Here is a 22679-nt window from a genome sequence, read left to right on the forward strand (position 1 = left end):
CCGGCTCTCCTTAAAGGGAGCCGGTTTTTCGTTGTGTAGTGGCAGTCAGTTCCCGCAAGGGGCCGCATAAGACGAGAAACTGGGGCACAATGGGAATTATGACTGTGCCAACTATTTCATTCAATGATGACCGCGAGATGCCCCAGCTTGGACTGGGCACCTACAAACTCAATGACGATGAGTGCATTCGCGTAGTCCGCGAAGCCATTGACTTGGGCTACCGCCACTTTGATACGGCGACGCTGTACAAGAACGAAGAGGCATTGGGTACTGCGCTCAAACAAGCCATTGACGCGGGCGACGTCACCCGCGAGGACCTGTTTATTACCTCCAAGGTCTGGCACTCTCACCACGGCGCGCAGAAGGCGGAACAGGCCTTCCAGGAATCCATGGAGAAGCTGAAGCTGGATTACTTGGACCTGTACCTCATCCACTGGCCGTGGCGACAGGGTGGGCTGTATGTGGAGACTTTCGAATCCATTGCCCGCCTGCAGGGGATGGGGCAAATCGCTTCCATCGGTGTCGCTAATTTCTACGAAGAGGTCCTCGAGGACCTTATTGACAAGACCGGCATTACCCCGGTGCTCAACCAAGTGGAGCTGCACCCTGGGTTCACCCAGCCGGAGCTGCGCGAGTTCCACCACAAGCACGGCATCGTGACCGAGGCGTGGTCTCCGCTGGCGCGCGGTGTGGTGCTTAATAACCCGGAGATTGAAAAGATTGCCGCCGCGCATGAGGCTACCGAGGGGCAGGTAGTACTGGCGTACCTGATGGCCAAGGGCATTTCCGTTATTCCGAAGTCTGCCCGCAGTGAGCGGCTCAAGGAGAACCTGGCCGCCGCGGAGCTGGAGCTGGGCAAGGATGAAATCACGGCGATTGACTCCTTGGAAGGTCAAGAAGGTTTTGGCCGCATGTTTAATGATCCCCGTGAATTCCCGGGCGCGGAGGGCTAAGAAAGCACTCTCGGGCGAAGGAGCCACCGGCGACGGCGTCGTCGGTGGCTTTTGCTGTGCAGGATGGCTGAGTGGGCGAGTACGTGCTGGTTAAGGCACTCACCTCGCTGATAGGTGGTTCCTTTCGCGCCGCCTTCACTGATTAGTTAACGTCTGGTTAACAAAATTTGCGAACGCGTTAAACCTGGGATGGAGGGGGTGATTTGCATAGAATATTAGCCCAGTTCACCGGAACCTATCGGGCTAAAAGGGGGGAGTTTTTGTGGGATGTATTGGCAATATTTACTGCTTTGCAAAGATTGTTCTGTATCTTACATATCAACGCGGGTAGTGATGAACAACACATTGCGCCTCGTTTGTACAGAACCTCTCTCACCCAAGGAGACAACCCTTCTATGAGTGATACAACTGCTCCAGTCGAGCGTCGTGAGCTTACGGCAGCCGACTACATAGAAATGCGCGATAGCGAAGAGTTTGGCGAGTTGCGCAGCGCTTATCGTAGTTTCACTTTTCCCATGACCGTCGCGTTTTTCGTGTGGTACATCGTCTACGTGCTCACCGCCGTGTTTGCGCCTGATTTTATGGCCATTGAGCTTGGCGATGGCGGCTGGAACGTCGGCCTCGTCTTCGGCCTGGCCCAGTTCCTGACCACGTTCATCATTACCTGGATTTACGTGAAATACGCCAATAAGAATATTCAGCCTAAATCGGTTGCTATTCGCGAGAAGTTGGAGGCCAAGTAAATGACTACCACTTACCTTGCACAAGAAACTTCTGCCGGTAACCCGATTCTGAATATCTCCATCTTCGGCATCTTCCTCGTGGTTACCATGGCCGTCGTGTTGCGCGCCGGCAAGTCCACGAAGAAGGCGTCTGACTTCTATACCGGTGGTGGCTCGTTCTCCGGCCGCCAGAATGGCTTGGCTATCTCCGGTGACTACCTTTCTGCGGCATCCTTCCTCGGCATCGTCGGTGCGGTGGCGCTTAACGGCTACGACGGATTTTTGTACTCCGTCGGCTTCTTCGTCGCCTGGCTCGTGGCCCTGATGCTCGTGGCCGAGCCGATGCGTAACGTGGGCCGCTTTACCATGGCGGACGTTTTGTCCTTCCGCCTGAAGCAAAAGCCGGTGCGCGTGGCCGCGTCCATTGCCACGCTCTTCGTGACGCTATTCTACCTCATTGCCCAGATGGCCGGCGCCGGTTCGCTGGTGGCCGTGCTGCTGAACATCCATGACTTTAAGTGGCAGGCAGTCGTCGTTGGCATCGTCGGCGTGCTGATGATCCTCTATGTCTTGGTCGGCGGCATGAAGGGCACGACCTACGTGCAGATGATTAAGGCCGTCTTGCTGGTGACCGGTGTGGTCATCATGTGCATCATGGTGTTTGTCTCACTGCGCGGTGGCTTCAGCAACATGTTCAGCACCGCTATTGATATGCACGCGTCGTCTGATTACCTCCATGAAAAGGGCTATGAGGCTAAGGAAATCATGGAGCCGGGCCTGAAGTACGGTGGCTCTACCGCCGCTAAGCTGGACTTCATCTCCTTGGGTATGTCCCTCGTGCTGGGTGTGGGCGGCTTGCCACACGTTCTGATGCGCTTCTACACCGTGCCCACCGCCGTTGAGGCTCGTCGCTCCGTGACCTGGGCCATCGTTATCATCGGTGCCTTCTACCTGATGACCCTGATTCTGGGCTACGGTGCAGCCGCACTGGTTGGCCCGGACCGCATCCTGAACGCACCGGGTGGCGCGAACGCCGCGGCACCGCTGCTGGCACTGGAAATCGGTGGCTCCATCTTCATGGCCATTATTTCCGCCGTGGCCTTTGCTACCGTGCTCGCCGTGGTGGCGGGCCTGGCGATTACCGCCTCCGCCTCCATTGCGCACGATATCTACCACGCGGTTATTCGCAACGGTGAGTCCACCGAGGCAGAGCAGGTGCGCGTCTCGCAGGCTACCGTGGTGGTGCTGGGTATCGTCTCCATTATCTTGGGCATCTTGGCGATGACCCAGAACGTGGCCTTCCTGGTCTCCCTGGCCTTCGCAGTGGCGGCATCGGCTAACCTGCCGACCATCCTGTACTCGCTGTACTGGCGCCGCTTCAACACCGCGGGTGCCGTGGCCTCCATGTATACCGGTGTTGTCTCCTGCTTGGTCCTCATCTTCTTCTCTCCAGCGGTATCCGGCACCGAAAGCGCCATGTTCCCGAACGCGGACTGGGCGATCTTCCCGCTGACCTCGCCGGGTCTGGTCAGTATCCCGCTGTCCTTCTTCGTCGGTTGGTTCGTATCCATCGTGACCAAGCCGGACAACTTGGACGAGTTGGCGGCAGAGATGGAGGTTCGTTCCTTGACCGGTGTGGGCGTCGAGGCCCCAGTCCAGCACTAATTGCCCGAAAGGTAGCAATTACCGGTAATATGGTTCGACGTGTTTAATCCGTCCTCTCTCAACGCGGCGGCATCAGTAAAGGCTGGTGCCGCCCTTGCCGTGTGCATGCTTGCCTGCTCTACGGTTGCTGGGTGCAGCAATAGCGAGCGAGATAGCACCGCCAAAGCCGAAGACACCACGATTACCGCGCATAGGGCGGCAAAGGTGCCCCCGCGCATCAATGAGTTCCTCAAGGGGGATGAGGACCATTCCATTAGCTATATTCGCCTGCACGATGGCATGTATATGGGCTCTGCGGCAGAACACGATCCCCGCCCGGCGCTTAGCCTCATCAAGCTCTACATCGCCACCTACGTCATTGAACAGGGTGAGTACGAAGACAAGTACGAGGCGCTCGGCATGATCGCCAGCTCTTCTGATAAGAGCGCCGAGGAGCTGTTTAAGAAGTACCCGGATTCCATCGATAAGATTGCCAAGGAATACGATCTGGAATCCACCAAGGCGGGCGAGACCTGGGGCTATTCGGAAACCTCCACCTATGACGTGGCCAGCTTTATCTCGCAGCTCATCAAGCGCGATGAAACCCATCCCGTGCTGGTGGCGATGTCGCACGCGGATCCAGTCTCAGAAGATGGTTATGACCAGGATTATGGCACCGCGAAGCTTTCTAATGTCGTGGGCAGCAAGTGGGGCTGGTCCAACGATAAGTCCATCAATTCCTCGGTGTCCTTTGGTAAAAACTTCGTCGCCGCGGCCTCCATTAATGGCTCTGCCGATGACCTCACGGACTACGTCAAGAGTGAGATCAATGGTGAGAACCTGGGCAAGGCCACCGAGCGGTTTCTGAAGTACAAGGACGGCGAGGACGTCCCGCCCATCGAGACAACCTCAAAGAAGCCGACCTCGAGCGAGAAGAAGGACAAGGACAAAAAGGACGAAAAGAAGTCCTCCGAGCCCAAGGGGAAATAGGCCTACTTAATGGCCTTGGCGATGTCCTGGGCGGCATCGGCAAGCCCGCGGATTTGCTCGTTGCTTAGCGATGACCCCTTAAAGCTCACCCCATCCGCGGTGACCTGCGGCAGCTCCGGCATATTCGGGATGGCCTTGTCCAGGGTGGAGCTGAGATCCTGGATGCCTGGCTGCTTGGACCCGGGCGTCCATTGACCCCAGTCGCTGGCGTAGACCTCGTTGACATCGACGATGACGTTCTCGATGGTCTGCTGGCGCGACTGCGGAAGCTGGTGAATGGTGGTCTTGGGATGGATTTTCCCGTTGGAGCCCCAGTCGTGCATCCAGTAGAACGTGCCAATCCCATCGCGGCTGGCCCACTCGATGGTGTTGTAGTTGCCGTAGACGCCGGTCTGGTAGCCGGCCACGGACAGGGCCTTGGAAAACGCTTGCAGGTATGGCCGGATGAACTGGGTGTAGTGCTCGCGGGTGGGGTTATCGTCGATGGCGATATAAATGGGGCGGTGCGTGGGTCCACCGGCGGCCTTGTGCAGCGAAATGGCCTGCGGGGCGTGGATGGCGGCGCCCGCCGCGCCCTGCTTCCAATCGGCGGTTTCGGCGCGGCCGAATTGATAGACCGAAGCCGTGGGTAGGCCGGCGGCGGCATTGGCGGCAGTCTCTTGGAGTGTGACCGGCTTGCCGGTCATCCAGGCCGCGCCGGGGCGCTTATTGGAAACGTAGCGAATGGCACCGATATGGCCCGCACGCTTGATGGCGGCGGGGGAGGGGATGCCGGAGGAAAAATCGATAATGGTGCCGCGCACCGGGCCGAGGGCGGCGGCAGAGGGTGCGGCCGCACCAATGGCGCCGGCGGTAAGGGCAAGGGCGCTTGCCTTCAAGAGGCCGCGACGAGATAGAGACGGCGACATGAATAACTCCTGCGGTGATTGCATTAGTCACAATAGTTAACAAATGCACCATAGCAGGAGACGGTGGGGGAATCGTGTTTATTTTGACTCGTTGCTAAATTCCACGTTCGTGGCGTGTTCTACGGTGCGCGATACCGTGCAATCCTTCTCGTGGGAGATGCGGATCAGGTTATCCACGAGCGCGCGGGCCTTATCGCCATCTGGGGTGGAGGGGAAGGCGAGGTCGAAGGAAACGCGGACATCGGAAAGCCGCGAAGCGCCATCCTCATCCACGCGGTCGCCCTCTGCGCGCACCTGGAAAGACTCCGGCTCGGTGCGCCGGGAGGTTACGACATCCACATCCACCGCGGTGCACCCAGCGACGGCGGCCAGCAGGAGCTCTACCGGCGACAACAGGCCCTCCCCGCGGCCAAATTCGATGCTGGCCCCATCCGCATTGGTGGCCCGGTACACCGAATTTTCTACGCGGTTAAGGTCAACGGAATACTGCTTGATGATTTCACTCATGGCTTAGAGCTTAAGCCAGGCTCGGGATATAGGCCACGCTGCCGCCCAAGGACATGGTGATAAAGATGGGCGCGATAACCAGGGGGCCGAGCCATACGCGGCCGGTATTGGCATAAAACATCTTGTTCAAGATGGGCAGCAGGATCATCATGGGCAAGATGGACTGCAGCATGTTCACATACAGCCAGTCATCGGTCCAGTGCACCGTGCCGGTGGCGGCGAAGACGGAATATTGGATAACGAAGATCATCGCCAAGCCGACAGAGTTCGCCAGCGCCGCGATGAGGTAGGTCTGCCACTTGGGCGTATCGCTATAACGCGTGCCCACGCCGGCGCGAATGGAGTTGGCCAGATAGAAGATGAACATCGGACCTGACCCCCAGATGGTGGACACCTTGAAACCAGCATCTCGCTGGGGAAGTGAGGTACCTTTCCACCATGCCACGCAAGACCTACACCGAGCAGTTCAAGCGCGACGCAGTCTCGTTGTACGAGTCGACCCCCGGAGCAACGCTCAACGCGATCGCCTCCGATCTCGGGGTCAACCGCAACTCCCTGCGCACCTGGCTCGACGCCTTCGGCACCGGCACCAAAACCAACGCCAACGGTGAAAAAGTCGCCAGCCCCATTGCCGCAGCCAACAGCGCACGCACGCCTGCTGAAGGACTCTCCGACGCCGAACGCATCCGCGTGCTGGAACGCGAAAACGCCAAGCTCCGGGAGGAACGAGAGATTCTCCGCAAGGCGGCCAAATATTTCGCGGAAGAGACGAACTGGTGAACCGCTTCCGGTTCGTTGATGACAACCGAGGCCTCTACGAGGTCAAGCGGTTATGTGAGGTTTTGAAGATCAACCGGTCCTCGTATTACAAATGGAAATCAGCTGCTCCTGCCCGCCGGCGACGCGTCCTTGACGACGCGGTGCTGGGAGCGAGGATCAAGGCCGTGTTCACGGCCGAGAACGGTTGTTACGGGGCGAAACGCGTGACGGCGGCCATCAATTCCGATCCAGCCAACGACGACCTTTTCAATCACAAGCGCACCGCCAGGTTGATGCGCCAGATGGGCCTGTTCGGCTACACCAAAAAACGCCGGGTGAAGACCACCGTGTCTGCGAAACGGGCTCCGAAGTTGCCCGACCTGCTGAAACGCCGGTTCACCGCGGAGAAACCGAACACCATCTACGTCGGCGATATCACGTACCTGCCGATCGCGGACGGGTCGAATATGTACCTGGCCACCGTCATCGACTGCTATTCGCGGCAGTTGACCGGTTTCGCGATCGCCGACCACATGCGCACGGAGTTGGTCGAAGAAGCTCTCACGATGGCCCACGGGGTCCGAGGCAACCTTGACGGGGCGATTTTTCACTCCGATCATGGCAGCGTCTATACCTCTGGGCAATACCGGAAGCTGTGTGAACGATTCGGTGTCACCCAGTCGATGGGAGCAATCGGGACGAGCGCGGACAACTCGTTGGCGGAGTCGTTCAACGCCACGCTGAAACGGGAAGTCCTCCAGGACGAGTCCGTTTTCCCAAGTCAGCTCGTATGTCGTCGGGACGTGTTCCGGTGGTGCACGCACTACAACACCAAGCGCTTGCACTCGTGGTGCGGCTATCGCTCGCCGAACGCCTTCGAAGCCGCCGGATCAGCTACACTTACTATCGCATCTTGATTAAATCCCCGTGTCCACTTTCCGGGGTTCGGGCCCATCGCAGGTACGTACATCAGCGCCACCAGGAACCAGCGCAGCGTCAGCGGGCGCGAGGCCACGACCAAGAAACGGTAATCATTGTGGAAGGCAAGATACACAATGGATAGCACGGAGAAGTACACAAAGAGCAAGATGAAGGCCAGCAGTAGCGTGCGCCCAAAGGTGCGCCAGCTCATCGTGATGCCCCACGCGCGGGCGCGCTCGCCGCGGGCATAGGTGGACTTATCCCGGGTGATATAGAACAAGATAAGCCCGACGATGCCGTTGACGATGGCCCACAAGACCACCGAGTTGACCATGCGCGCCGGGAAGAACCAGGTGCTGACCTTATTCGCGGCATCGTAGAAGACGTCCTGCGAAAGGTTCGCCAGCGGCATGAACGTGAAAAAGGCGATGGCTGCGGTTAACACGAAAAAGCCCCAGAACTTCGCGGCTTCTTTGCCCCGCGGACGCTTCGGTACGGTTGGGAGCGCCTGGGCTACTGGCGCAAAGTAGCGGGTGCGCAGGAGCATTCGGGTCAGCGGGAAGAGCATGGCGATGCCGCCGATGAGGGAAATGAGGTTAAAGACTTCTTTCAGCCACCACGTCTGGTTGCCGGAATCCATCTTCACTGGGGCATCCAGGGTGTCATCGAAGAACTCGAGAATGCTGCCGATGGCACTAGGTGTGAGCGGCTGCAGCGGGTGCAGCGTTTCATCGTTATAGGCAACGCGGTACGTGCCCTTGTCGATGTCCCCGTAGCCCCGGCCGATCTCAATGTGGTCCACCTGGTCTTGTTTCTTGAGCCCAGAGTTGACCATGGACAGAGCCTCTGGGGCATCGCGCAGATCGCCATCGCCGTTGATATTTCGGTAGCCGCCTTCATCGAAGCGGGCATAGCCCAGCGCCATATTTGAGTGCACGTGGGCAAACTTCTTATCGTTTAAGTTCTTGAGCCAGCCAGAGATAAAGACCGCGGAGATCTTATCTAGGTCCTCGGCGCGCTTGCGCTCGCCATCTGTGATGGTGGTGCCGCCTTCGCTATTCGGGTCCTTGGCAGCTTCGAGGGCATCGTCTACCTTCTTGCCGTACTTATTGGCTGCGGTGCGCACCGCAGTACCACCGGCGGAGTGGCCGGTAATGCCGATGCGATCCTCATCGACGTAATTAAACGTATCCAGGTGGTCTGTGACGTAATCAATGGCGGTCACCACGGCGGAATCACTATCGTCTGGGTGTTGCGAGCTGGACTCGCCCTGGTTATACGGGTCAACCACCAGGGTGACAAAGCCGCGCCGGGCCAATTCCAACGAGTTGGAGACCTGGGTTTCCTTAGTGCGCTGGAAACCGGGCGAGACGATGACCATCGGCGCTTTATTCTCCGGCGTCGCGTCCTTCGGCCGGAAGAGATCTGCGGTGACCGTAGCGCCGTGCTTGCCGGCGATTTTGAGGTCAGTGACCTGAATTTTGCCGCCATCGGTTTGTACCAGGGATGAGCCCAACCCACCGACGAGAACGATGACGATGCACACAAAGAGTTTCCAGCCATCGCTAAAGCGGCGCTTCTTCGAAACCTCAGCGGGCAACTGCTCTGTCTGCTGCTCTAGAGAAAGAGACGACTGTTCTTCCACGGGAGTGGGGGAGGGGGATGCGGAGTCGGACATATACGCGTTCCTTGTTGGTGGTGCTTAATTGAAACGAGTGGGCTGAAAGTCCGATAGTGGAAAACTTAAAGTCCAGCGTGGAAGCACATTAGGCCCGCCGGAAAGCGGGTGCAACCGTTGCAGTAAAAGGGGGTGCTGGACAAGTGCTGAACAGGCAAAAGCTCGCGCGATGCGGTGAATTAATAAATCAAGGGCGGCGAGAAGCGGATACGCACCGATTGTCCAAGGGCTGGTTTATGAGCTGCGGTAGTCCGGAACGTGACCCCAGATTCATGGGAGGCGGTAACGGAGTAGTGCCCGGCTTCGAAAATGGCTGAGTCAACTACCGCTGGAACCGTGGCACCTGGTTGGTCTTCCTCCACGATTTTGGCGTGGCGCGGCAAGATGGCGGCTTTAGTGCCTTCGCCTCGCACGGTTACTTCGCTCAATGGCCAAGAGATGCCAAGAGCAGGGCACTCGACGCTGTCACCTGAAATAGAGGCCTGGACAATCGTGGCATCCGAAATAAATCCCGCGACCACCGGGTTAGCGGGATTTTCCAGTAATTGTTGCGGGGTAGCAATCTGCTGGATTTCGCCGCCGTCTAGAACCACGACTCTATCTGCAATTGCCAGCGCCTCGGCGCGATCGTGGGTGACGTGCACCGTGGTTAGGCGTTGTTTTTGTGTCAGGGCTACCAATTCGCGGCGCAAATTATCGCGCAGTGGTTCATCGAGGGCCGAAAGAGCCTCATCCAGCAATAAAACTGTGGGATTAGCGACGATCGCCCGGGCCAAAGCAACGCGCTGGCGCTGCCCGCCAGAAAGGCTGTCCGGTATACGCTCCTCGAATCCCGGCAGGCCCACGAGAGCTAAGGTCTCAGAAATGCGCACTTCGCGCTCTGCCTTAGCTACTTTTGCCTGGCGCAGCGGGTAGCCAACGTTGTCCTTCACAGACATGTGCGGCCAGATCGCGTGCTGTTGGAAGACCATGCCGATGCCGCGTTTCTCCGGCGGAATATCAGTCATCTGCCGGCCATCTATGTAAAGCTCACCTGACGATGGAGAAATAAAACCAGCGATGGTGCGCAAAAGCGTGGTTTTACCGGAGCCTGACGGGCCAACGAGCGCGATGAGTTCTCCGGGTTCGATGGAGAGGCTGATATCGCGCAGGCCGGTGGTTCCATCTGGAAAAGTGATCGTGAGGTGGGAAGCTGCAATTTTCGCCATTATTATGTCCTTACCTTAGGAGCGCGGATAGTCAGTGCGAGGGCAATGATGCCCAGCAGCGCGAAGAGCAGGGCGAGTGCTGATGCCTGGTTATAATCTCCTGCCTGTTGCAGATTGAATACTTGGACACCCAGTGTTGTGGTTCCGGGGGCGACGAGGAGTACGGAAATAGTAAGTTCTCGAATCGCGGTCACCGCGACCAGTACCGCGCCGGAGATGGCCGCCGGAATGGTCATCGCGCCGGTGGTAGTAAATAGCGCCTTAAGCGGTGTGGCGCCAGAAATACGCGCTGCTTCTTCCACGGTGACCGGGGTGCTAATGAGCGGTGCACGCACGGATTGGACAACGAGTGCGGTAAAAGCGCAGACATAGGCGATAAGGATTATCCAAATGGTGTTATACAGCCCGGTATAGCGCCCGGCAATCAGCCAGGCGACGCCGATGATGAGCCCAGGCAGCGCGCTCGGTAGCAGCGCAGAAAGTGTTAAAAGCGTATTTCCCCGCGCCTGGGTCCGAGTCACTAGAATTCCGATGACCCAGCCGAGAATCCCGCAGATTATCGCGGCGGTTATCGACAAAAATGCGGAATTGGTTAGGCCGTCGATAACGCGCGGGTTGGATAAAGCAGCGCTAAAGTTCGCCAGCGAAATGGTTTCAAGAGTAAATGGAACCCCAGGGGCTGGCAGCAACGCGCGGTAGGCCAAACCGAGGATCGGGCCAATGGAAATGGCGAGTCCGCACACCCACATGATGATCGTGACCGGCCAACGCGCTGAATGCAGCGCAAAGCGCGCCGGGCTTCCGGAGTTATGGGTAGAAGACGAGTTTTTCAGGGAGGTGAGATAGTCCAAAATGACGGCGCCGATTCCCAAGAATAAGAGGACAACGCCGATGGTAGAGACCACCTGCAAAGGATTGGATACGGTGCCGGAATCAATGAAGCGGTAAATCATCGTCGCAAGGGTTTCGAACCGAGCAGGTGAGCCGATAATGGCGGGAATCCCAAAGTCAGCCAGATTAGCAATTGCCGTGAGGGTAAACGCGGACAACAATGCAGGGCGCAGGAGCGGAAGGGTGACCGTGCGCAGAACTGTCACCACGGAAGCGCCCGATACCCGGGCGGCCAGTTCAAAATCAGGGGAGATGGAGCGCAGGCTTGAAGAAATGATGACGTATGCCGTGGGAAAAGAGTGGATAGTCATCAGCGCTATGACCCCGTCTGCGCCGTAGATATTCCATATTTCGAACCCAAAGAGCTTATTTAATCCCTGATTCGGGCCGAAGAGTTGAATCCAGGCGATCGCTCCGATAAATGGTGGAACCAAGAGCGGGGAAAGCAGGAATAGGCGCAGCACCGAAGAACCGTAGATATCCGTGCGGTCTAGCGCGATGGCTATAACGGTGCCGATGATGACGGCGGCGAGCGCCGAAAGCGCCGTGGTAAAAAGCGAATTCCATGTGGCGATGCCGAGACCTTGCTCTAGCAGGACGGGAATTTGGTTTCCGCCCAGTGCAAGGGAGACAACAAGGGCTAAAGGCGCGATGAACAGGCCGATGGCAATGAGCCACACGCCAACGCGCAGCGCGGATACGGAGGGATTTTTCAACAAGGGAGCCATCAAGAACTAGGAAGAAACTGCCTTCTGGAAAACCTCGACGGCGGCGTCTTTATCCTTGGTGATTTTTTCTAGGTCTTGGTCCATCAACTCAATGTCTGCGAGTTCAGGGGTGGCTGCTGGGGTTCCCACGTCTTCGCGCACCGGGAGGTACGACTGATCGACGGCAATTTCTTGTGCCTTCTTCGAAAGCAAGAAGTTGATGTATTTTTGTGCTGCTTCTTGTTCCTTGGAGTCTTTGAATACGCCCGCGGGCTCAGAAATATACGGTGATCCCTCGGTGGGGTAGGCGAGGGCAACCGGGGATCCCTTATCCGCGAGGTCGCGGACTAAGTAATCGACGACCACGCCGACGGGCCTAGAACCGGAGGCGATTTCTTGGGAAGTAGGGCCATTGGACTCTGCGATCATCGGGGAATTCTTGCCTAGGTCTTCGATCCACGCTTCACCGAGGTCTGAATTGTTCTTCCATGCTGAGGCATTGAAGGCCGCCGCACCAGAGACCGCCGGGTTAGGCATGACGAGTTTGTCCTTGTACTTCGGATCGGTGAGATCTGCCCACGAGGTCGGGGCATCAACTTCTGCGATTTCATCGGTGTTATAAGCAATGACCGTAGGGATGATGCGCGTGCCGACATAAAAATTCTCGTCGTCCTTGGCCTCGTCGATGATGTCGTCGGAATCGACATCGGCAAGCTCGATGAGGTCACCGTCCTCGGCGTAATTTTCAAAGGTAGGAGCATCGGCCGCCCAGAAAACATCTGCTTCAATGTCGCCAGATTGCTTCTCCGAAGAAATGCGCGCGTTCAAATCGCCGGTACCAGCGCGGTATACCTTGACCTCGATATCGGGGTTTTCTTCATTGAAGGCCGCATTGATTTCATCGACCTTCTCTTCCGGCTCGGAGGTATAGACGGTAATAGTGGTTGAATCGCTTGCGACCTGCGTATCGTCATTGTCGGTCGCAGGCTCACCGCACGAACTAAGAAGAACGGTTGAAGCAAGGGCTAGGGCAGCGAGAGAAGAGTGCTTCGGCTTCATTGGGGAAGGTCCTCCAGAGAGAGTAGTTAACAGGAACGTCTATCTAACTGCGCCGAAGTTAAGGCAACTTGGGATAGGTGTGAACGCACAGTAAATTCTTTGAGCTCCTGGGCGGATGTCGTGGAGGTGTGGCCAAGGAGCCTCGCTCGAGTGGGCAGCGGTTAGCGCTAAAAAGCGGGAAACCACGAGGTGACAAGCTCGAAGTAGCCCCACATTGGGGGTTAACCTATAGCTCAATAGATATTTGTATACCTGTAGTACTACCGTTATGAAAAGCAATGAAGGAACCCTACAAGGAGAAACAATGGATTCGGTGATCGCAGGCAATGCGAGCTGGATGCTCATGAGCGCGGCTCTCGTGCTTCTCATGACCCCAGCCCTGGCACTTTTTTACGGAGGCATGACAGAGCGCCGCGGCGTGCTCAATATGATGTTGATGTCCTTCGGCTCACTAGCGGTAGTCAGCATCATTTATGTCCTCTGGGGCTGGTCGATGAGCTACGGCACGGAGTCCTGGGGCGGCATCGTTGCCAACCCCTTCGAGTTCTTCGGGCTGAAGGATTCCATCTTTGATGCCAATGGTGAATACCTCGAAGGCGCGGAAGGCTACGCCAATATCATTGATATCGGCTTCCAGCTCACCTTCGCCGTTATTTCCACCGCGATTATCTCCGGTGCACTCGCCGGCCGTGTGAAGTTCGGTACCTGGATGGTATTCAGCGGCCTGTGGGCAACCTTTGTCTACTTCCCGCTGGCTCACATGGTCTGGGGCGGCGGCATCCTGGGTGAGGGCGAAAGCAGCGTCACCAGCTGGATCTTTGGCAGCGAAGGCGGGGAAGCGCTTGTGGCCCCCATTGACTTTGCCGGTGGTACCGTCGTCCACATTTCCGCCGGTACGGCCGCACTGGTCCTCGCGATTGTCGTGGGCAAGCGCCAAGGCTTCCCGAAGAGCGTGCAGCGCCCCCACAACCTGCCCATGGTCATGCTCGGTGCCGGCCTGCTGTGGTTTGGTTGGTTCGGCTTCAACGGTGGTTCCGCCTTCGCAGCCGATGGCCTCGCCGGCCTGGCCTGGGTCAACACCACCGCCGCAACGGCTGCGGCAATCCTGGGCTGGTTGCTCGTGGAAAAGCTGCGCGATAACTACTGCACCTCCCTGGGTGCAGCCTCCGGTGTGGTCGCAGGACTTGTCACCATTACCCCAGCTGCGGGCGACCTGAACCCAGTGACCTCGCTCATCATGGGTGCCCTCGGCGGCATGCTGGGCTGCCTGGGCGTGGGCCTGAAGTTCCGCTTCGGCTTCGATGACTCTCTCGACGTCGTGGGCGTCCACCTGGTCGCCGGCCTGTGGGGCACCGTGGCGGTTGCTTTCTTTGCCAATGACCGCGGCATCTTCACCGGTGGCGGCGCCGAGGGCTGGAAGCTGCTCATCGTACAGATCCTCATCGCCGCAATCGCCGTGGCCTTCGCCGCAGTCATTACCGCCATCATTGCGGTGATTTTGAAGGCGACCATCGGCTGGCGCGTGACCGACCAGATTGAAACCGACGGCATTGACTTTGGTGGTCACCGTGAGACCGGCTATGACATTGGCGGCCGCGCTATGCGCGGTACCACCAGCCGCAACTAAAACGCCCAGCGATACCTAGGAGCAACAATGAAACTCGTAACAGCCGTGGTCAAGCCCTTTACGCTTGATGATATCCAGCAAGCACTACAAAAACTCGGCTCACCGGGCATGACGGTCACCGAAATCGAAGGCTTTGGCCAGCAACGCGGTAACAAGGAAATCTACCGCGGTGCCCAATTCGCCACCTCCTTTGTGCCCAAGGCCAAAATCGAGCTCATCGTGGCAGACGATGACGCCGAAGCGATTGTCGATGCCATCGTCGACGCCGCCTGCACCGGCGAAATCGGCGACGGCAAGATTTGGATCGCACCCGTCGAAGACGTCATCCGCGTTCGCACCGGCGAGCGAGGCGAGAAGGCTATTTAAGGCTCCAACGCACCAGCGCCCCAGGCCTCCACAGAAGACTGGAGGCCTAGGGCTTTTGCTGCGGTGTGTGAACCTGGGATTTTAGCTTTCTAGCTGGCCAGTTTCTTTTGCGGAGGCCATAATATTGGCCAAGGCATCCACCAAGCTATCCAGCACGTTTTTATCGCTGGACACTAGAGCATCGCGCTGCTTGCGCTGTTCGATGCCGCTAAAAATTGCACGCGTTGCTTCTGCCTTGAACCGCTTAGAGCGCTTGAGCTGCTCCTTGGAGTTTTCTTGGCCGAGTTTCACGGCCGCGGGCTGGCTGGAGAGCGTACCCCATGCAGCAACGATCATCTGAGCAGTACCACCGCTGTCAACGTCAACTCCCGCGAGCGAGAAAAGGGACCCGACCCCTGATTGGTGGACACGAGGGGAACAAGCCTTCAATCAACCTACTGGTTGATTGAAGTTTCAACCGCCTCTGCGATTCAAAGCCGGACAAGTCGGGGCAAGATATGTATTTAGAGAACTTGATCCCCTCGGCTATCCAGTCACAGCGATGACTGGGAAGGAGTAATGATATGAAGGCTTTGTACAGGGCAGCGATTTTCTACCTCGTCTTGGGCTTGGTCGCCGGCTTGTTTTATCGGGAGTTTACGAAGCTACAAGATTTCCCGGAAGGCGAATATACGCAGCTAAGCGTGGCTCACACCCACTTGCTGGCGCTAGGCTTCATGCTATTCCTTATCTTCTTGGCGTTGGAAAAGGTCTTTGCACTGTCGCGGCACCACCAGCTGTTCAACTCGTTCTTCTGGCTCTACAACGTAGGCGTGGTACTCACCGTCGGCATGCAAATTTCACACGGCATATTGACGGTGTTGGGCAAGGAATCCAATGAGATGATTTCGGGCATCGCCGGGCTGGGCCACATCTTTATCACGGTGGGGCTGACGGTCTTTCTCGTGAATTTGGGCCGGGCCATCAAGGAGCCAGATGCAGGCAGCGCCAATGCTTCGGTGAACGCCTAACTATGAGCGAGAGCACAGCGCACAAGAAATCGTTACGGCGCCTACTCGCCGCGATTGGATAAGCTTGGCGGTTCTTTCCGTCGGGCTGGGTGTCATTGTTCTAGATGGCACTATCGTCGGCGTGGCATTGCCCTCGATCATCACTGACCTGCAGCTTAACCTGACGCAGGCGCAGTGGGTCAATAGACTCTATGCGGTGCTATTAGCTGCGCTGCTGCTGTCAACGGGCAAGATCGCTGATACCTGGGGACGCAAGCGCGCCTTCCTCATCGGCTTGACAATATTTGTGGCAGGCAGCGTATTGGCGGGATTTTCTACCTCCGCCGCCACGCTGATCTCCGCGTGCGCAGTACAGGAAATCGGTGCTGCGTTCATCATGTCGTCCGTGCTTTCGACCGTTAATGCCGTGTTTCGCGGCAAGTACCGCGCCGCAGCCTTTGGTGGGCGGAGCGCGGTGATTTCCGGCGAAGCAGCGGTCGGACCGCTTGCCGGTGGCGCTCGCGATTTCGGCTGTGGGGTTCGCGCTGTTTATTCGGTGGGAAAAGCACCGCGAGCGGGGTCAACGCTCGGCGCTGTTGAACCTTGGATTGTTTTCTTATTCCACGTTCTCGTGGGGCAATATCACCGCAGGCGCGGTAGCAATCGGTGAGCTCGCCATCATTTTCGTGCTGCCGCTGTACCTGATTAATGCATTGGATCTAAGCACGATGTCGGCGGACCTTTTGCTGGCCGCCATGGCAATCGGTGCATTCTTCTCCGGTGCGGCAGCCCGCCACGTCGCGGCCCGGTTCGGGGCGCCTGGCACCGTGCTCATCGGGCTCGGCTTGGAAGTCGTCGGTGTCCTAATCCTCGTCCTGCTTATGGGGCCGGACACGAATGGTTGGATCATCGCCGCCCCGCTGACCCTATACGGTTTAGGGCTTGGGTTCGCCTCCGCGCAGCTGACCGGCACGGTGCTGCGGGATATTCCCGTCGATGACTCCGGGCAAGCCTCCGCATCACAGAGCACCGTGCGCCAGATTGGTTCCTCACTGGGCACCGCCGTATCCGGTTCGGTCTTATCGGCCGCCCTAGCGCTCACACTGCCGAAGGCGCTTGACGATGCCGCAATCACCGGGCCCGGCGCCGACAGCATTGCCGAAGCTATCCGTCAATCCGCAGGTGTCAGATGCGAGTTTTTGGTACCGGTGTTCTGGGGACTCGGTACTGCCGTGTTCTGGGTAGTTGGTACCGGGGCGGCCCGACTGAGTCGGCCCGGCTTTTGCTCTATTTGTCCGGTCCTATTGGGGATGTAGCTTTGCGCATGTCAAAGTCTCCTATGCGGATTCGGTAGCCGTTGTTGAGACGGCTTACGAGTGAGGGCCTGACCCCCGGAAAATGGACACGTCGGGGGTTAGGCCCCACCCCAATGTATGTGCGATCTGCGTATAGCTAGCACCGTCAAGGCATATCGTAAGAATTTGTTTGAAGTTAGCCACAACAATGAGCTTCTTTCCAAGTAGAAGTTGATGTGACACCAACGAATCGTGGTGTCGCCAACATCAACTATGAAAGAAAACCCTTGCAGTACCAGGTACGCGCAACCCTGGCACCAACTACGCGGACTCACGGTACCAACTACCCCAAATCGACACGCAGGCTCGAGCATCGCGCAATTGCGCGAGCAAGGTGGAAATGGCCCATTCGGTGAACAGACTGGGGCAGTGGTGCAGGCCTTAAGCGAAGGCATGACCAACCCCGCGCAGTGGTCGCTCGTGGCCGCTACCGCATTCCTTGCGCTGGGCTTTGTTGGTGCACTTCGAGTGCGCCGTGCTGTAGCACAAAACAGCAACAAAACAGAGGATAAAGCCCCTGCGGGGCAGTAAGGGCTTACGGTTTAGAGAACTGCAGTGACCTCATAACCCTTCTCAGTGAGCAACTGGGACACTGCTTCAAATGTCGCCCTATCGCTATCCGGATTGTAGGTTTCGGGATCCAAAGCGATATGCGCGAATTCTCCTTCGTAGCGCACAGTAATGAACTCGTAGCCGGCTTGGTCTTGGGCATCATCGATAAGCGCCTGCACGTCAGAAGTATCGCGGTCAGGAGTAGCCGTGGACGCATGTCCTTGGTGTTGGGCTGCAGGGGAAGCTTCTGTGGTTGGAGTGCTGGGTCCGGTTAAACCAGTGCCTGCAGCCAATAGCCCAGCAAGAATAGTGGTAATCATCTGAGTACCTTTCTGTACGGCGTATGGTGTGTGTGAGCGTGGTGCAAAACACCCGCCAACCTGCAAAATTAACGGTGGTAATTTTAGCTTAGTTCTGAATTAGCTCAAGAATAGGCCGACGAGGGGTGCGTTTGTCATCCCGGCTTCTTCTGGTGCAGCGCCCTTGATTGATCGTGGGGCCAAGCAGTCATCATTACTCATTTTCGGGCCCCTGAGCCGAGCTTTTCGTTGAAATTATCCCAGTTGGTGCATGCACCTGAGGAGGCCCGTGCGTATACAGCGCTAGTTGATGGGTTTCGTTAGGTCGCAACGGTTCATCGGAGAAATCCCCGGAAACGACCATCGAAAATAGGTCTCCGCCAACGTTTTGGGCTAGCTTTTTGAATTTGTGTTTATCCGTCAGGTGTGCAACCGCGATTGCTGATCCTTGCGCATGGATACCCGCGATTGACACAAATGTTTGCCGGGAACCTGGCCGCCGTGGCGCACGTGCTACATACGCCGTGTCGCTTTCCGTTTCACCGTGGTCAAGTAGTGACTGGAACTCCTGGGAGCCTTGCCTTTCGCTGATCTTCCAATGTCCTTCGCTTTCGTGAAAGCGAAGGGAAGGATCGTGGTCCATTGCTTTCGCGACTAGGGAAGAATTTTTGGGTCCGCAGATAACGACCAATCCTTCGGTGGACAGATCGATGGAGCCGTCTGGATTGACGTAATCGAATGTCACATCCATCTTTGCCGCTTTCAAAAACTCTGCCAGAAGGGAAGCTGCTACAAAATCAGGCTCCGCAATAACCCTCCGCTTTTCCAAGAGCCGCATGGGAATGACGATCGTGATATTGGAGGCGCCGAAGAACTTCTGCACCCTCTTGCGAGAACTAAAACGCGTGAGCCACTGATAACCCGCGGTAGCAATTGAGGAAAGCGCAATAAAGTGGGATAACCAAGTTAGAGCAACGTTAGCTGTCGCGAATCCAATCATTTCACTCGGTCATACGTGGTCGGAAGATTTACTGTGATTACGGTAGCATCATCAATTTTCCCAGATTGTGGGAGTAATGCTTCAGTCATTTCTGCAAGCTTATATGGGAGACCCTCAGCTTGACGGGCCTGTGAAAAAAGTACGGATGGTTTAGCGAGCCCTATAAACCCGTCGGTTCCTAGAATGACTGGGTACTGGGCATTCTTGATGCGTCCCTGTAGAGCATGACATGCCGCATTTGGTTCCGTTTCGGCTACCCAGAACCCTCCTGTGGTGTTGCGCAGCTTAGACTCGGCTTCAACAAGAGCGAGATGAGCCTTTTCAATTTCACCTTGGGCAGAGCCTGCTTTTAAAAGCTCACGGTATCGTTGCCGTTCCACAACGGCGCATTCTTGTAGGCGCGTGTCTTGGAGCAATTTGATGTCAGAATCTGCATCCGCAAAAACGATTCCAGCATCGCCAAGGACGAGGTAATCGAAATCTTTTTCATTGAATCGGCACAGCGCTACGGTCGCACTTGCACGAACGTTTTCAGTCTGTGCTGTCGCAGAGATGGATGCTGCGAGGATGGTAGCTAAAGAAGCATGAGGATTGTTAGCGGCACAATTTTTGAGTTGGGTATTGAGAGCATTGACAAAGCTAACGACCTCGTCAGAGATGGTTTTGGGATTCGAAGCTCCATCGATGACCCAAACTAAATTTTTATAGCTACCCCACGAATCTTCGTTTGTTGCATGGCTATTTCCTTTTTGGGAATGCGCGGTGATTTCCACACTGGGAAAGGATGTACTCATAGGGTCATTTCTCCAAAATTGGGACCACGCATTGAAGCAAATTGTCTACCCCGGCGGGGTGCAGACCGGCCTGACACCATGGTTTAAAGAGTCGATACCAATAGTGTTGGTTACCTTAAAGCAGATCGCTTCGTGCCCCAGAGAAGATTCGAACTTCCGACACCGGCTTTAGGAGAGCCGTGCTCTATCCCCTGAGCTACTGGGGCGGGGATGTTGCGTATGCAACTCGGATCATCATAGCAGTGGGGCGCGAGTGCGCCCCAAAAGGCTGCGTGCGCGGCCGTTTGTGTGGGTGGGCGAGTAGCCCGGGTCGGGCTCGCAGCCTTAGCTATGAGGTTTAGGCGCCTGCCAGTTCTTCCTGCTTATTGCGCACGGAGGATGCAGGCGGGTTGGTCTCGTGGGTGCCGTCGGAGTACAAGACGGTGGGGATAATGCGGTTGCCGTCGTTGACGGACTTGATCCACTCGTTGATGTCGTCGGCGTTATCGCCTTCTACGTCCACGAGCTCGTATGGGGTTTCGGTGCGGTCCAAGTTCTTAATGAGCTTGGCACAAAATGGACACCAGTCGGCGTAGAAGATGGTGACATCGGCATTGGTTTTGGGTGCTTGTACAGTCATTAGGCTGCGTCCTTTCTATCGTAAGTTAAAAAGCGGTACTTCATGGGTAGCTCGCTGGCCGGCTGCTCGGGAAGCTCTAAATGCCCTTTGTCAGAGGTGAGCCAATCCGTGCTGTAGGCCAAGCCAAACGTATCGGGGATATCCGGGGCAAAGACGGCATCCTCGCCATAGATATCGCCGATGTTTACGCCCATGAGAGTGACCTCGATGCGGTCCACCTGGTCCAGGGCGGCGGTGTAGATTTGGCCACCGCCGATGACCCAGGCATCGGCAAGCGCGGGCATCGTCCTGCCCACCGTAGCACCAGTTGACCACGTGCCGGGCGCGCGCGAGGAGAGCACGTAATTCTCCCGGCCGGGCAGGGGACGGAACTTGGGGTTGAGGGACTCCCAGGTCTTGCGGCCCATGATCACCGGCGCGCCCATGGTGACGTCCTTGAAGTGCTTGAGATCTTCCGGCACATGCCAGGGCATCTGCGCGCCATCGCCGATGATGCCGTCCAGGGACTGCGCCCAGATCGCGCCGAGCATTAGACCGACACCTGCGCCTTGATGGCCGGGTGCGGGTCGTAGCCCTGCACCTCAAAATCGGCGAAGTCATAGGAGAAGAGGTCCTTCGCCTTGTTGAGTTTGAGCTGCGGGTATTCGCGCGGCTCGCGGGAAAGCTGCTCTTGGACTTGCTCCACGTGGTTGTTGTAGATGTGGCAATCGCCGCCGGTCCAGATGAGATCGCCCACCTTGAGGCCGGCCTGCTGGGCAAACATGTGGGTCAGCGCCGCATAGGAGGCGATATTAAAGGGCACGCCCAAGAACATATCCGCCGAGCGCTGGTAGACCTGCAACGACAGCGTGTCATTGGCCACGTAGAGCTGGAAGAGCAGGTGGCAGGGCATAAGTGCCATCTGGTCGAGCTCCGATACATTCCATGCAGAGACCAAGTTGCGGCGCGAATCCGGGTTATTCTTCAGGGTGTCAAGCGCCTGTTGGATTTGGTCGATGTGGCTCCCATCCGGGGTGGGCCAAGAGCGCCACTGCACGCCGTAGACCGGGCCCAAATCGCCATTCTCATCGGCCCACTCGTTCCAGATGCGCACGTTATTATCCTGCAGGAATTTCACATTGGAATCGCCGCGCAGGAACCACAGCAGCTCGCCGATGACCCCGCGGAAGTAGACCTTCTTTGTGGTTAGCAGCGGGAAGGATTCTGCCAGGTTATAGCGCAGCTGCGCGCCGAAAATGGAGCGCGTTCCGGTGCCGGTGCGATCGCCTTTGGCCGTGCCTTCTTCGAGGACGCGGCGGAGGAGATCCTCATAAGGAGTCTCAGTCATAGGCACCAGTTTAGAAGCCGCCATTCTCCTCGGCAAAGGCCGCGGCGTGCTCTAGAATCTCGTCTTTCAGCTCGGGGCGGCAGATGAGCAGATCGGGGATGAAGGTGTCCTCATTATTGAAGGTGATGGGGCTGCCATCGAGGCGGGAACAATGCAAGCCGGCTGCCAAGGCAACGCCTACTGGGGCGGCTTGATCCCATTCGTATTGGCCGCCGGCGTGAATATAACCGTCATAATCACCAAGCAGCACGTGCATGGCCTTAGCGCCGGCGGAGCCGACGCCCTCGGTTTCGTAGCCCATCTGTTCTGCGATATAGCCGGCCACCTTGGGCGGGCGGTTGCGGGAGATGACGAATTTCTTAGACAGTGGGCCGTCGACGGCGCGCACATCGGAGGACTTGAAGGTTACGCCGTAGTCTGGCAGTCCCACCGCGGCGTGGACTGGGGTGCCGTCCTCAACGAGGGCGATGTGTACCGCCCAGTCCTGGCGGCCGGTGGCAAATTCCTTGGTGCCGTCAAGTGGGTCCACGATCCAGACGCGCTTCTTTTTTAGCCGGGCGAGATCATCGGAGGCCTCTTCAGAAAGCACGCCATCGCCGGGCCGGTGCTGTTCTAATACGCGGGCGATCCATTCTTGGGCGGCGTCATCGCCGGCATCGCCAAGCGAAAGGCCCCGCAGCAGGCCACCATTGCGCACCCCCTTTAAAATCTCGCCGCAGCCTTGGGCGAGCGAATTGGTCAGGCGGGAATCAGAAATCTCGACGGTCATGGTGCCCACATTACAACGGGGACTAGAGTGTGGTC

General features: G+C 57.3%; 24 protein-coding genes, 1 tRNA gene and 1 pseudogene. 10 read left to right on the forward strand and 16 right to left on the reverse strand.

Annotation, left to right across the window (positions count from 1 at the left end):
* The first annotated feature begins 89 nt into the window (after positions 1–89).
* The 4 genes from ACLI1Q_RS04040 (at position 90) to ACLI1Q_RS04055 (ending at position 4309) form a co-directional block, all read left to right on the forward strand.
* Positions 90–953, forward strand: coding sequence for an aldo/keto reductase (locus ACLI1Q_RS04040; RefSeq protein ID WP_239269225.1), 864 nt, complete (start codon positions 90–92; stop codon positions 951–953).
* 395 nt (positions 954–1348) lie between these two features.
* A complete protein-coding gene (locus ACLI1Q_RS04045; protein WP_005279845.1) occupies positions 1349–1696 on the forward strand; it encodes a DUF485 domain-containing protein in 348 nt (115 codons plus the stop codon).
* Positions 1697–3340, forward strand: coding sequence for a cation acetate symporter (locus ACLI1Q_RS04050; RefSeq protein WP_239269224.1), 1644 nt, complete (start codon positions 1697–1699; stop codon positions 3338–3340).
* A gap of 39 nt (positions 3341–3379) precedes the next feature.
* The gene (locus ACLI1Q_RS04055) at positions 3380–4309 is read left to right on the forward strand and encodes a hypothetical protein (protein ID WP_239269223.1); all 930 of its coding nucleotides are present in this window, start codon (positions 3380–3382) and stop codon (positions 4307–4309) included.
* Between the two features lie 2 nt (positions 4310–4311).
* On the opposite strand, the gene ACLI1Q_RS04060 is transcribed toward ACLI1Q_RS04055, so the two are convergent.
* From ACLI1Q_RS04060 to ACLI1Q_RS04070, 3 genes are all read right to left on the reverse strand, one after another.
* On the reverse strand, positions 4312–5217 hold the full coding sequence (locus tag ACLI1Q_RS04060; protein WP_239269222.1) for a DUF1906 domain-containing protein: 906 nt from the start codon (positions 5215–5217) through the stop codon (positions 4312–4314).
* 78 nt (positions 5218–5295) lie between these two features.
* Positions 5296–5724, reverse strand: coding sequence for an OsmC family protein (locus ACLI1Q_RS04065; protein WP_239269221.1), 429 nt, complete (start codon positions 5722–5724; stop codon positions 5296–5298).
* A gap of 10 nt (positions 5725–5734) precedes the next feature.
* Positions 5735–6091, reverse strand: coding sequence for a hypothetical protein (locus ACLI1Q_RS04070; RefSeq protein WP_411697098.1), 357 nt, complete (start codon positions 6089–6091; stop codon positions 5735–5737).
* Between the two features lie 71 nt (positions 6092–6162).
* On the opposite strand from ACLI1Q_RS04070, the gene ACLI1Q_RS04075 reads away from it, so the two are divergent.
* Positions 6163–7400, forward strand: a protein-coding gene (locus tag ACLI1Q_RS04075; protein WP_284853453.1) for an IS3 family transposase whose coding sequence is annotated in 2 segments (ribosomal slippage) — positions 6163–6490 and positions 6490–7400 — 1239 coding nt in all. Because the reading frame shifts where the segments join, the coding sequence is not laid out codon by codon here.
* On the opposite strand, the gene ACLI1Q_RS04080 is transcribed toward ACLI1Q_RS04075, so the two are convergent.
* From ACLI1Q_RS04080 to ACLI1Q_RS04095, 4 genes are all read right to left on the reverse strand, one after another.
* Positions 7340–9082 carry a prolyl oligopeptidase family serine peptidase gene (locus ACLI1Q_RS04080; protein ID WP_411697099.1) on the reverse strand — a complete coding sequence of 581 codons (1743 nt, stop codon included), beginning with the start codon at positions 9080–9082 and terminating at the stop codon, positions 7340–7342. The two genes, ACLI1Q_RS04075 and ACLI1Q_RS04080, sit on opposite strands and share 61 nt — an antisense overlap.
* A gap of 179 nt (positions 9083–9261) precedes the next feature.
* Positions 9262–10290, reverse strand: a complete 1029-nt coding sequence (locus ACLI1Q_RS04085) for an ABC transporter ATP-binding protein (RefSeq protein ID WP_411697100.1) — start codon at positions 10288–10290, stop codon at positions 9262–9264.
* A 2-nt stretch (positions 10291–10292) separates the two neighbouring features.
* A complete protein-coding gene (locus ACLI1Q_RS04090; RefSeq protein WP_370657791.1) occupies positions 10293–11897 on the reverse strand; it encodes an ABC transporter permease in 1605 nt (534 codons plus the stop codon).
* A gap of 18 nt (positions 11898–11915) precedes the next feature.
* The gene (locus tag ACLI1Q_RS04095) at positions 11916–12947 is read right to left on the reverse strand and encodes an ABC transporter substrate-binding protein (protein WP_239269217.1); all 1032 of its coding nucleotides are present in this window, start codon (positions 12945–12947) and stop codon (positions 11916–11918) included.
* Positions 12948–13251: 304 nt separating this feature from the next.
* Here ACLI1Q_RS04095 and ACLI1Q_RS04100 point away from each other — a divergent pair, with 304 nt between their 5' ends.
* Both ACLI1Q_RS04100 and ACLI1Q_RS04105 read left to right on the forward strand, forming a co-directional pair.
* Positions 13252–14574: an ammonium transporter gene (locus ACLI1Q_RS04100; RefSeq protein ID WP_239269216.1), complete on the forward strand. Its 1323-nt coding sequence runs from the start codon at positions 13252–13254 to the stop codon at positions 14572–14574.
* Between the two features lie 27 nt (positions 14575–14601).
* Positions 14602–14940, forward strand: a complete 339-nt coding sequence (locus tag ACLI1Q_RS04105) for a P-II family nitrogen regulator (protein ID WP_023025886.1) — start codon at positions 14602–14604, stop codon at positions 14938–14940.
* A gap of 81 nt (positions 14941–15021) precedes the next feature.
* Here ACLI1Q_RS04105 and ACLI1Q_RS04110 read toward each other — a convergent pair whose 3' ends face one another.
* A complete protein-coding gene (locus ACLI1Q_RS04110) occupies positions 15022–15276 on the reverse strand; it encodes a hypothetical protein (protein ID WP_239269215.1) in 255 nt (84 codons plus the stop codon).
* A 227-nt stretch (positions 15277–15503) separates the two neighbouring features.
* Between ACLI1Q_RS04110 and ACLI1Q_RS04115 the strand changes: the two genes are divergently transcribed.
* From ACLI1Q_RS04115 to ACLI1Q_RS04125, 3 genes and pseudogenes are all read left to right on the forward strand, one after another.
* On the forward strand, positions 15504–15950 hold the full coding sequence (locus ACLI1Q_RS04115) for a DUF2871 domain-containing protein (protein ID WP_239275441.1): 447 nt from the start codon (positions 15504–15506) through the stop codon (positions 15948–15950).
* 121 nt (positions 15951–16071) lie between these two features.
* Positions 16072–17245 (forward strand): annotated as a pseudogene (locus tag ACLI1Q_RS04120) (MFS transporter).
* 360 nt (positions 17246–17605) lie between these two features.
* On the forward strand, positions 17606–17815 hold the full coding sequence (locus ACLI1Q_RS04125; RefSeq protein ID WP_239269213.1) for a hypothetical protein: 210 nt from the start codon (positions 17606–17608) through the stop codon (positions 17813–17815).
* A gap of 11 nt (positions 17816–17826) precedes the next feature.
* On the opposite strand, the gene ACLI1Q_RS04130 is transcribed toward ACLI1Q_RS04125, so the two are convergent.
* From ACLI1Q_RS04130 to ACLI1Q_RS04165, 8 genes are all read right to left on the reverse strand, one after another.
* A complete protein-coding gene (locus ACLI1Q_RS04130) occupies positions 17827–18156 on the reverse strand; it encodes a malonyl-CoA-ACP transacylase (protein ID WP_239269212.1) in 330 nt (109 codons plus the stop codon).
* A gap of 193 nt (positions 18157–18349) precedes the next feature.
* Complete coding sequence (locus ACLI1Q_RS04135) at positions 18350–19135, reverse strand: hypothetical protein (protein WP_239275443.1); 786 nt, start codon at positions 19133–19135, stop codon at positions 18350–18352.
* Positions 19132–19929, reverse strand: a complete 798-nt coding sequence (locus tag ACLI1Q_RS04140; protein ID WP_239269210.1) for a protein phosphatase 2C domain-containing protein — start codon at positions 19927–19929, stop codon at positions 19132–19134. Before ACLI1Q_RS04140 ends, ACLI1Q_RS04135 begins: the two co-directional genes overlap by 4 nt.
* 133 nt (positions 19930–20062) lie before the next feature.
* Positions 20063–20135, reverse strand: a tRNA-Arg gene (locus ACLI1Q_RS04145).
* A 131-nt stretch (positions 20136–20266) separates the two neighbouring features.
* Positions 20267–20548 (reverse strand): glutaredoxin domain-containing protein, encoded by a 282-nt coding sequence (locus ACLI1Q_RS04150; RefSeq protein ID WP_239269209.1) that lies wholly within the window; start codon positions 20546–20548, stop codon positions 20267–20269.
* On the reverse strand, positions 20548–21078 hold the full coding sequence (locus ACLI1Q_RS04155) for a dihydrofolate reductase (protein ID WP_023017603.1): 531 nt from the start codon (positions 21076–21078) through the stop codon (positions 20548–20550). The genes ACLI1Q_RS04150 and ACLI1Q_RS04155 overlap by 1 nt, the downstream gene beginning before the upstream one ends.
* A complete protein-coding gene (locus tag ACLI1Q_RS04160) occupies positions 21078–21884 on the reverse strand; it encodes a thymidylate synthase (protein ID WP_239269242.1) in 807 nt (268 codons plus the stop codon). Before ACLI1Q_RS04160 ends, ACLI1Q_RS04155 begins: the two co-directional genes overlap by 1 nt.
* Position 21885: 1 nt before the next feature.
* A complete protein-coding gene (locus ACLI1Q_RS04165; protein ID WP_239269208.1) occupies positions 21886–22644 on the reverse strand; it encodes a 3'(2'),5'-bisphosphate nucleotidase CysQ in 759 nt (252 codons plus the stop codon).
* Positions 22645–22679 lie beyond the last annotated feature (35 nt).

Origin of the sequence: Corynebacterium limaceinasi (assembly GCF_046717465.1) — a bacterium.
In the GTDB taxonomy this organism is placed as follows: Bacteria; Actinomycetota; Actinomycetes; order Mycobacteriales; family Mycobacteriaceae; genus Corynebacterium.

Coding starts and splice junctions, on each gene's coding strand:
- ACLI1Q_RS04050 (WP_239269224.1), top strand. CDS start 1,697: ATGACTACCACTTACCTTGCACAAGAAACTTCTGCCGGTAACCCGATT.
- ACLI1Q_RS04065 (WP_239269221.1), bottom strand. CDS start 5,724: ATGAGTGAAATCATCAAGCAGTATTCCGTTGACCTTAACCGCGTAGAA.
- ACLI1Q_RS04130 (WP_239269212.1), bottom strand. CDS start 18,156: ATGATTACCACTATTCTTGCTGGGCTATTGGCTGCAGGCACTGGTTTA.
- ACLI1Q_RS04140 (WP_239269210.1), bottom strand. CDS start 19,929: ATGAGTACATCCTTTCCCAGTGTGGAAATCACCGCGCATTCCCAAAAA.
- ACLI1Q_RS04165 (WP_239269208.1), bottom strand. CDS start 22,644: ATGACCGTCGAGATTTCTGATTCCCGCCTGACCAATTCGCTCGCCCAA.
- ACLI1Q_RS04085 (WP_411697100.1), bottom strand. CDS start 10,290: ATGGCGAAAATTGCAGCTTCCCACCTCACGATCACTTTTCCAGATGGA.
- ACLI1Q_RS04135 (WP_239275443.1), bottom strand. CDS start 19,135: ATGATTGGATTCGCGACAGCTAACGTTGCTCTAACTTGGTTATCCCAC.
- ACLI1Q_RS04105 (WP_023025886.1), top strand. CDS start 14,602: ATGAAACTCGTAACAGCCGTGGTCAAGCCCTTTACGCTTGATGATATC.
- ACLI1Q_RS04045 (WP_005279845.1), top strand. CDS start 1,349: ATGAGTGATACAACTGCTCCAGTCGAGCGTCGTGAGCTTACGGCAGCC.
- ACLI1Q_RS04110 (WP_239269215.1), bottom strand. CDS start 15,276: ATGATCGTTGCTGCATGGGGTACGCTCTCCAGCCAGCCCGCGGCCGTG.
- ACLI1Q_RS04080 (WP_411697099.1), bottom strand. CDS start 9,082: ATGTCCGACTCCGCATCCCCCTCCCCCACTCCCGTGGAAGAACAGTCG.
- ACLI1Q_RS04060 (WP_239269222.1), bottom strand. CDS start 5,217: ATGTCGCCGTCTCTATCTCGTCGCGGCCTCTTGAAGGCAAGCGCCCTT.
- ACLI1Q_RS04040 (WP_239269225.1), top strand. CDS start 90: ATGGGAATTATGACTGTGCCAACTATTTCATTCAATGATGACCGCGAG.
- ACLI1Q_RS04150 (WP_239269209.1), bottom strand. CDS start 20,548: ATGACTGTACAAGCACCCAAAACCAATGCCGATGTCACCATCTTCTAC.
- ACLI1Q_RS04115 (WP_239275441.1), top strand. CDS start 15,504: ATGAAGGCTTTGTACAGGGCAGCGATTTTCTACCTCGTCTTGGGCTTG.
- ACLI1Q_RS04100 (WP_239269216.1), top strand. CDS start 13,252: ATGGATTCGGTGATCGCAGGCAATGCGAGCTGGATGCTCATGAGCGCG.
- ACLI1Q_RS04155 (WP_023017603.1), bottom strand. CDS start 21,078: ATGCTCGGCGCGATCTGGGCGCAGTCCCTGGACGGCATCATCGGCGAT.
- ACLI1Q_RS04070 (WP_411697098.1), bottom strand. CDS start 6,091: ATGTTCATCTTCTATCTGGCCAACTCCATTCGCGCCGGCGTGGGCACG.
- ACLI1Q_RS04095 (WP_239269217.1), bottom strand. CDS start 12,947: ATGAAGCCGAAGCACTCTTCTCTCGCTGCCCTAGCCCTTGCTTCAACC.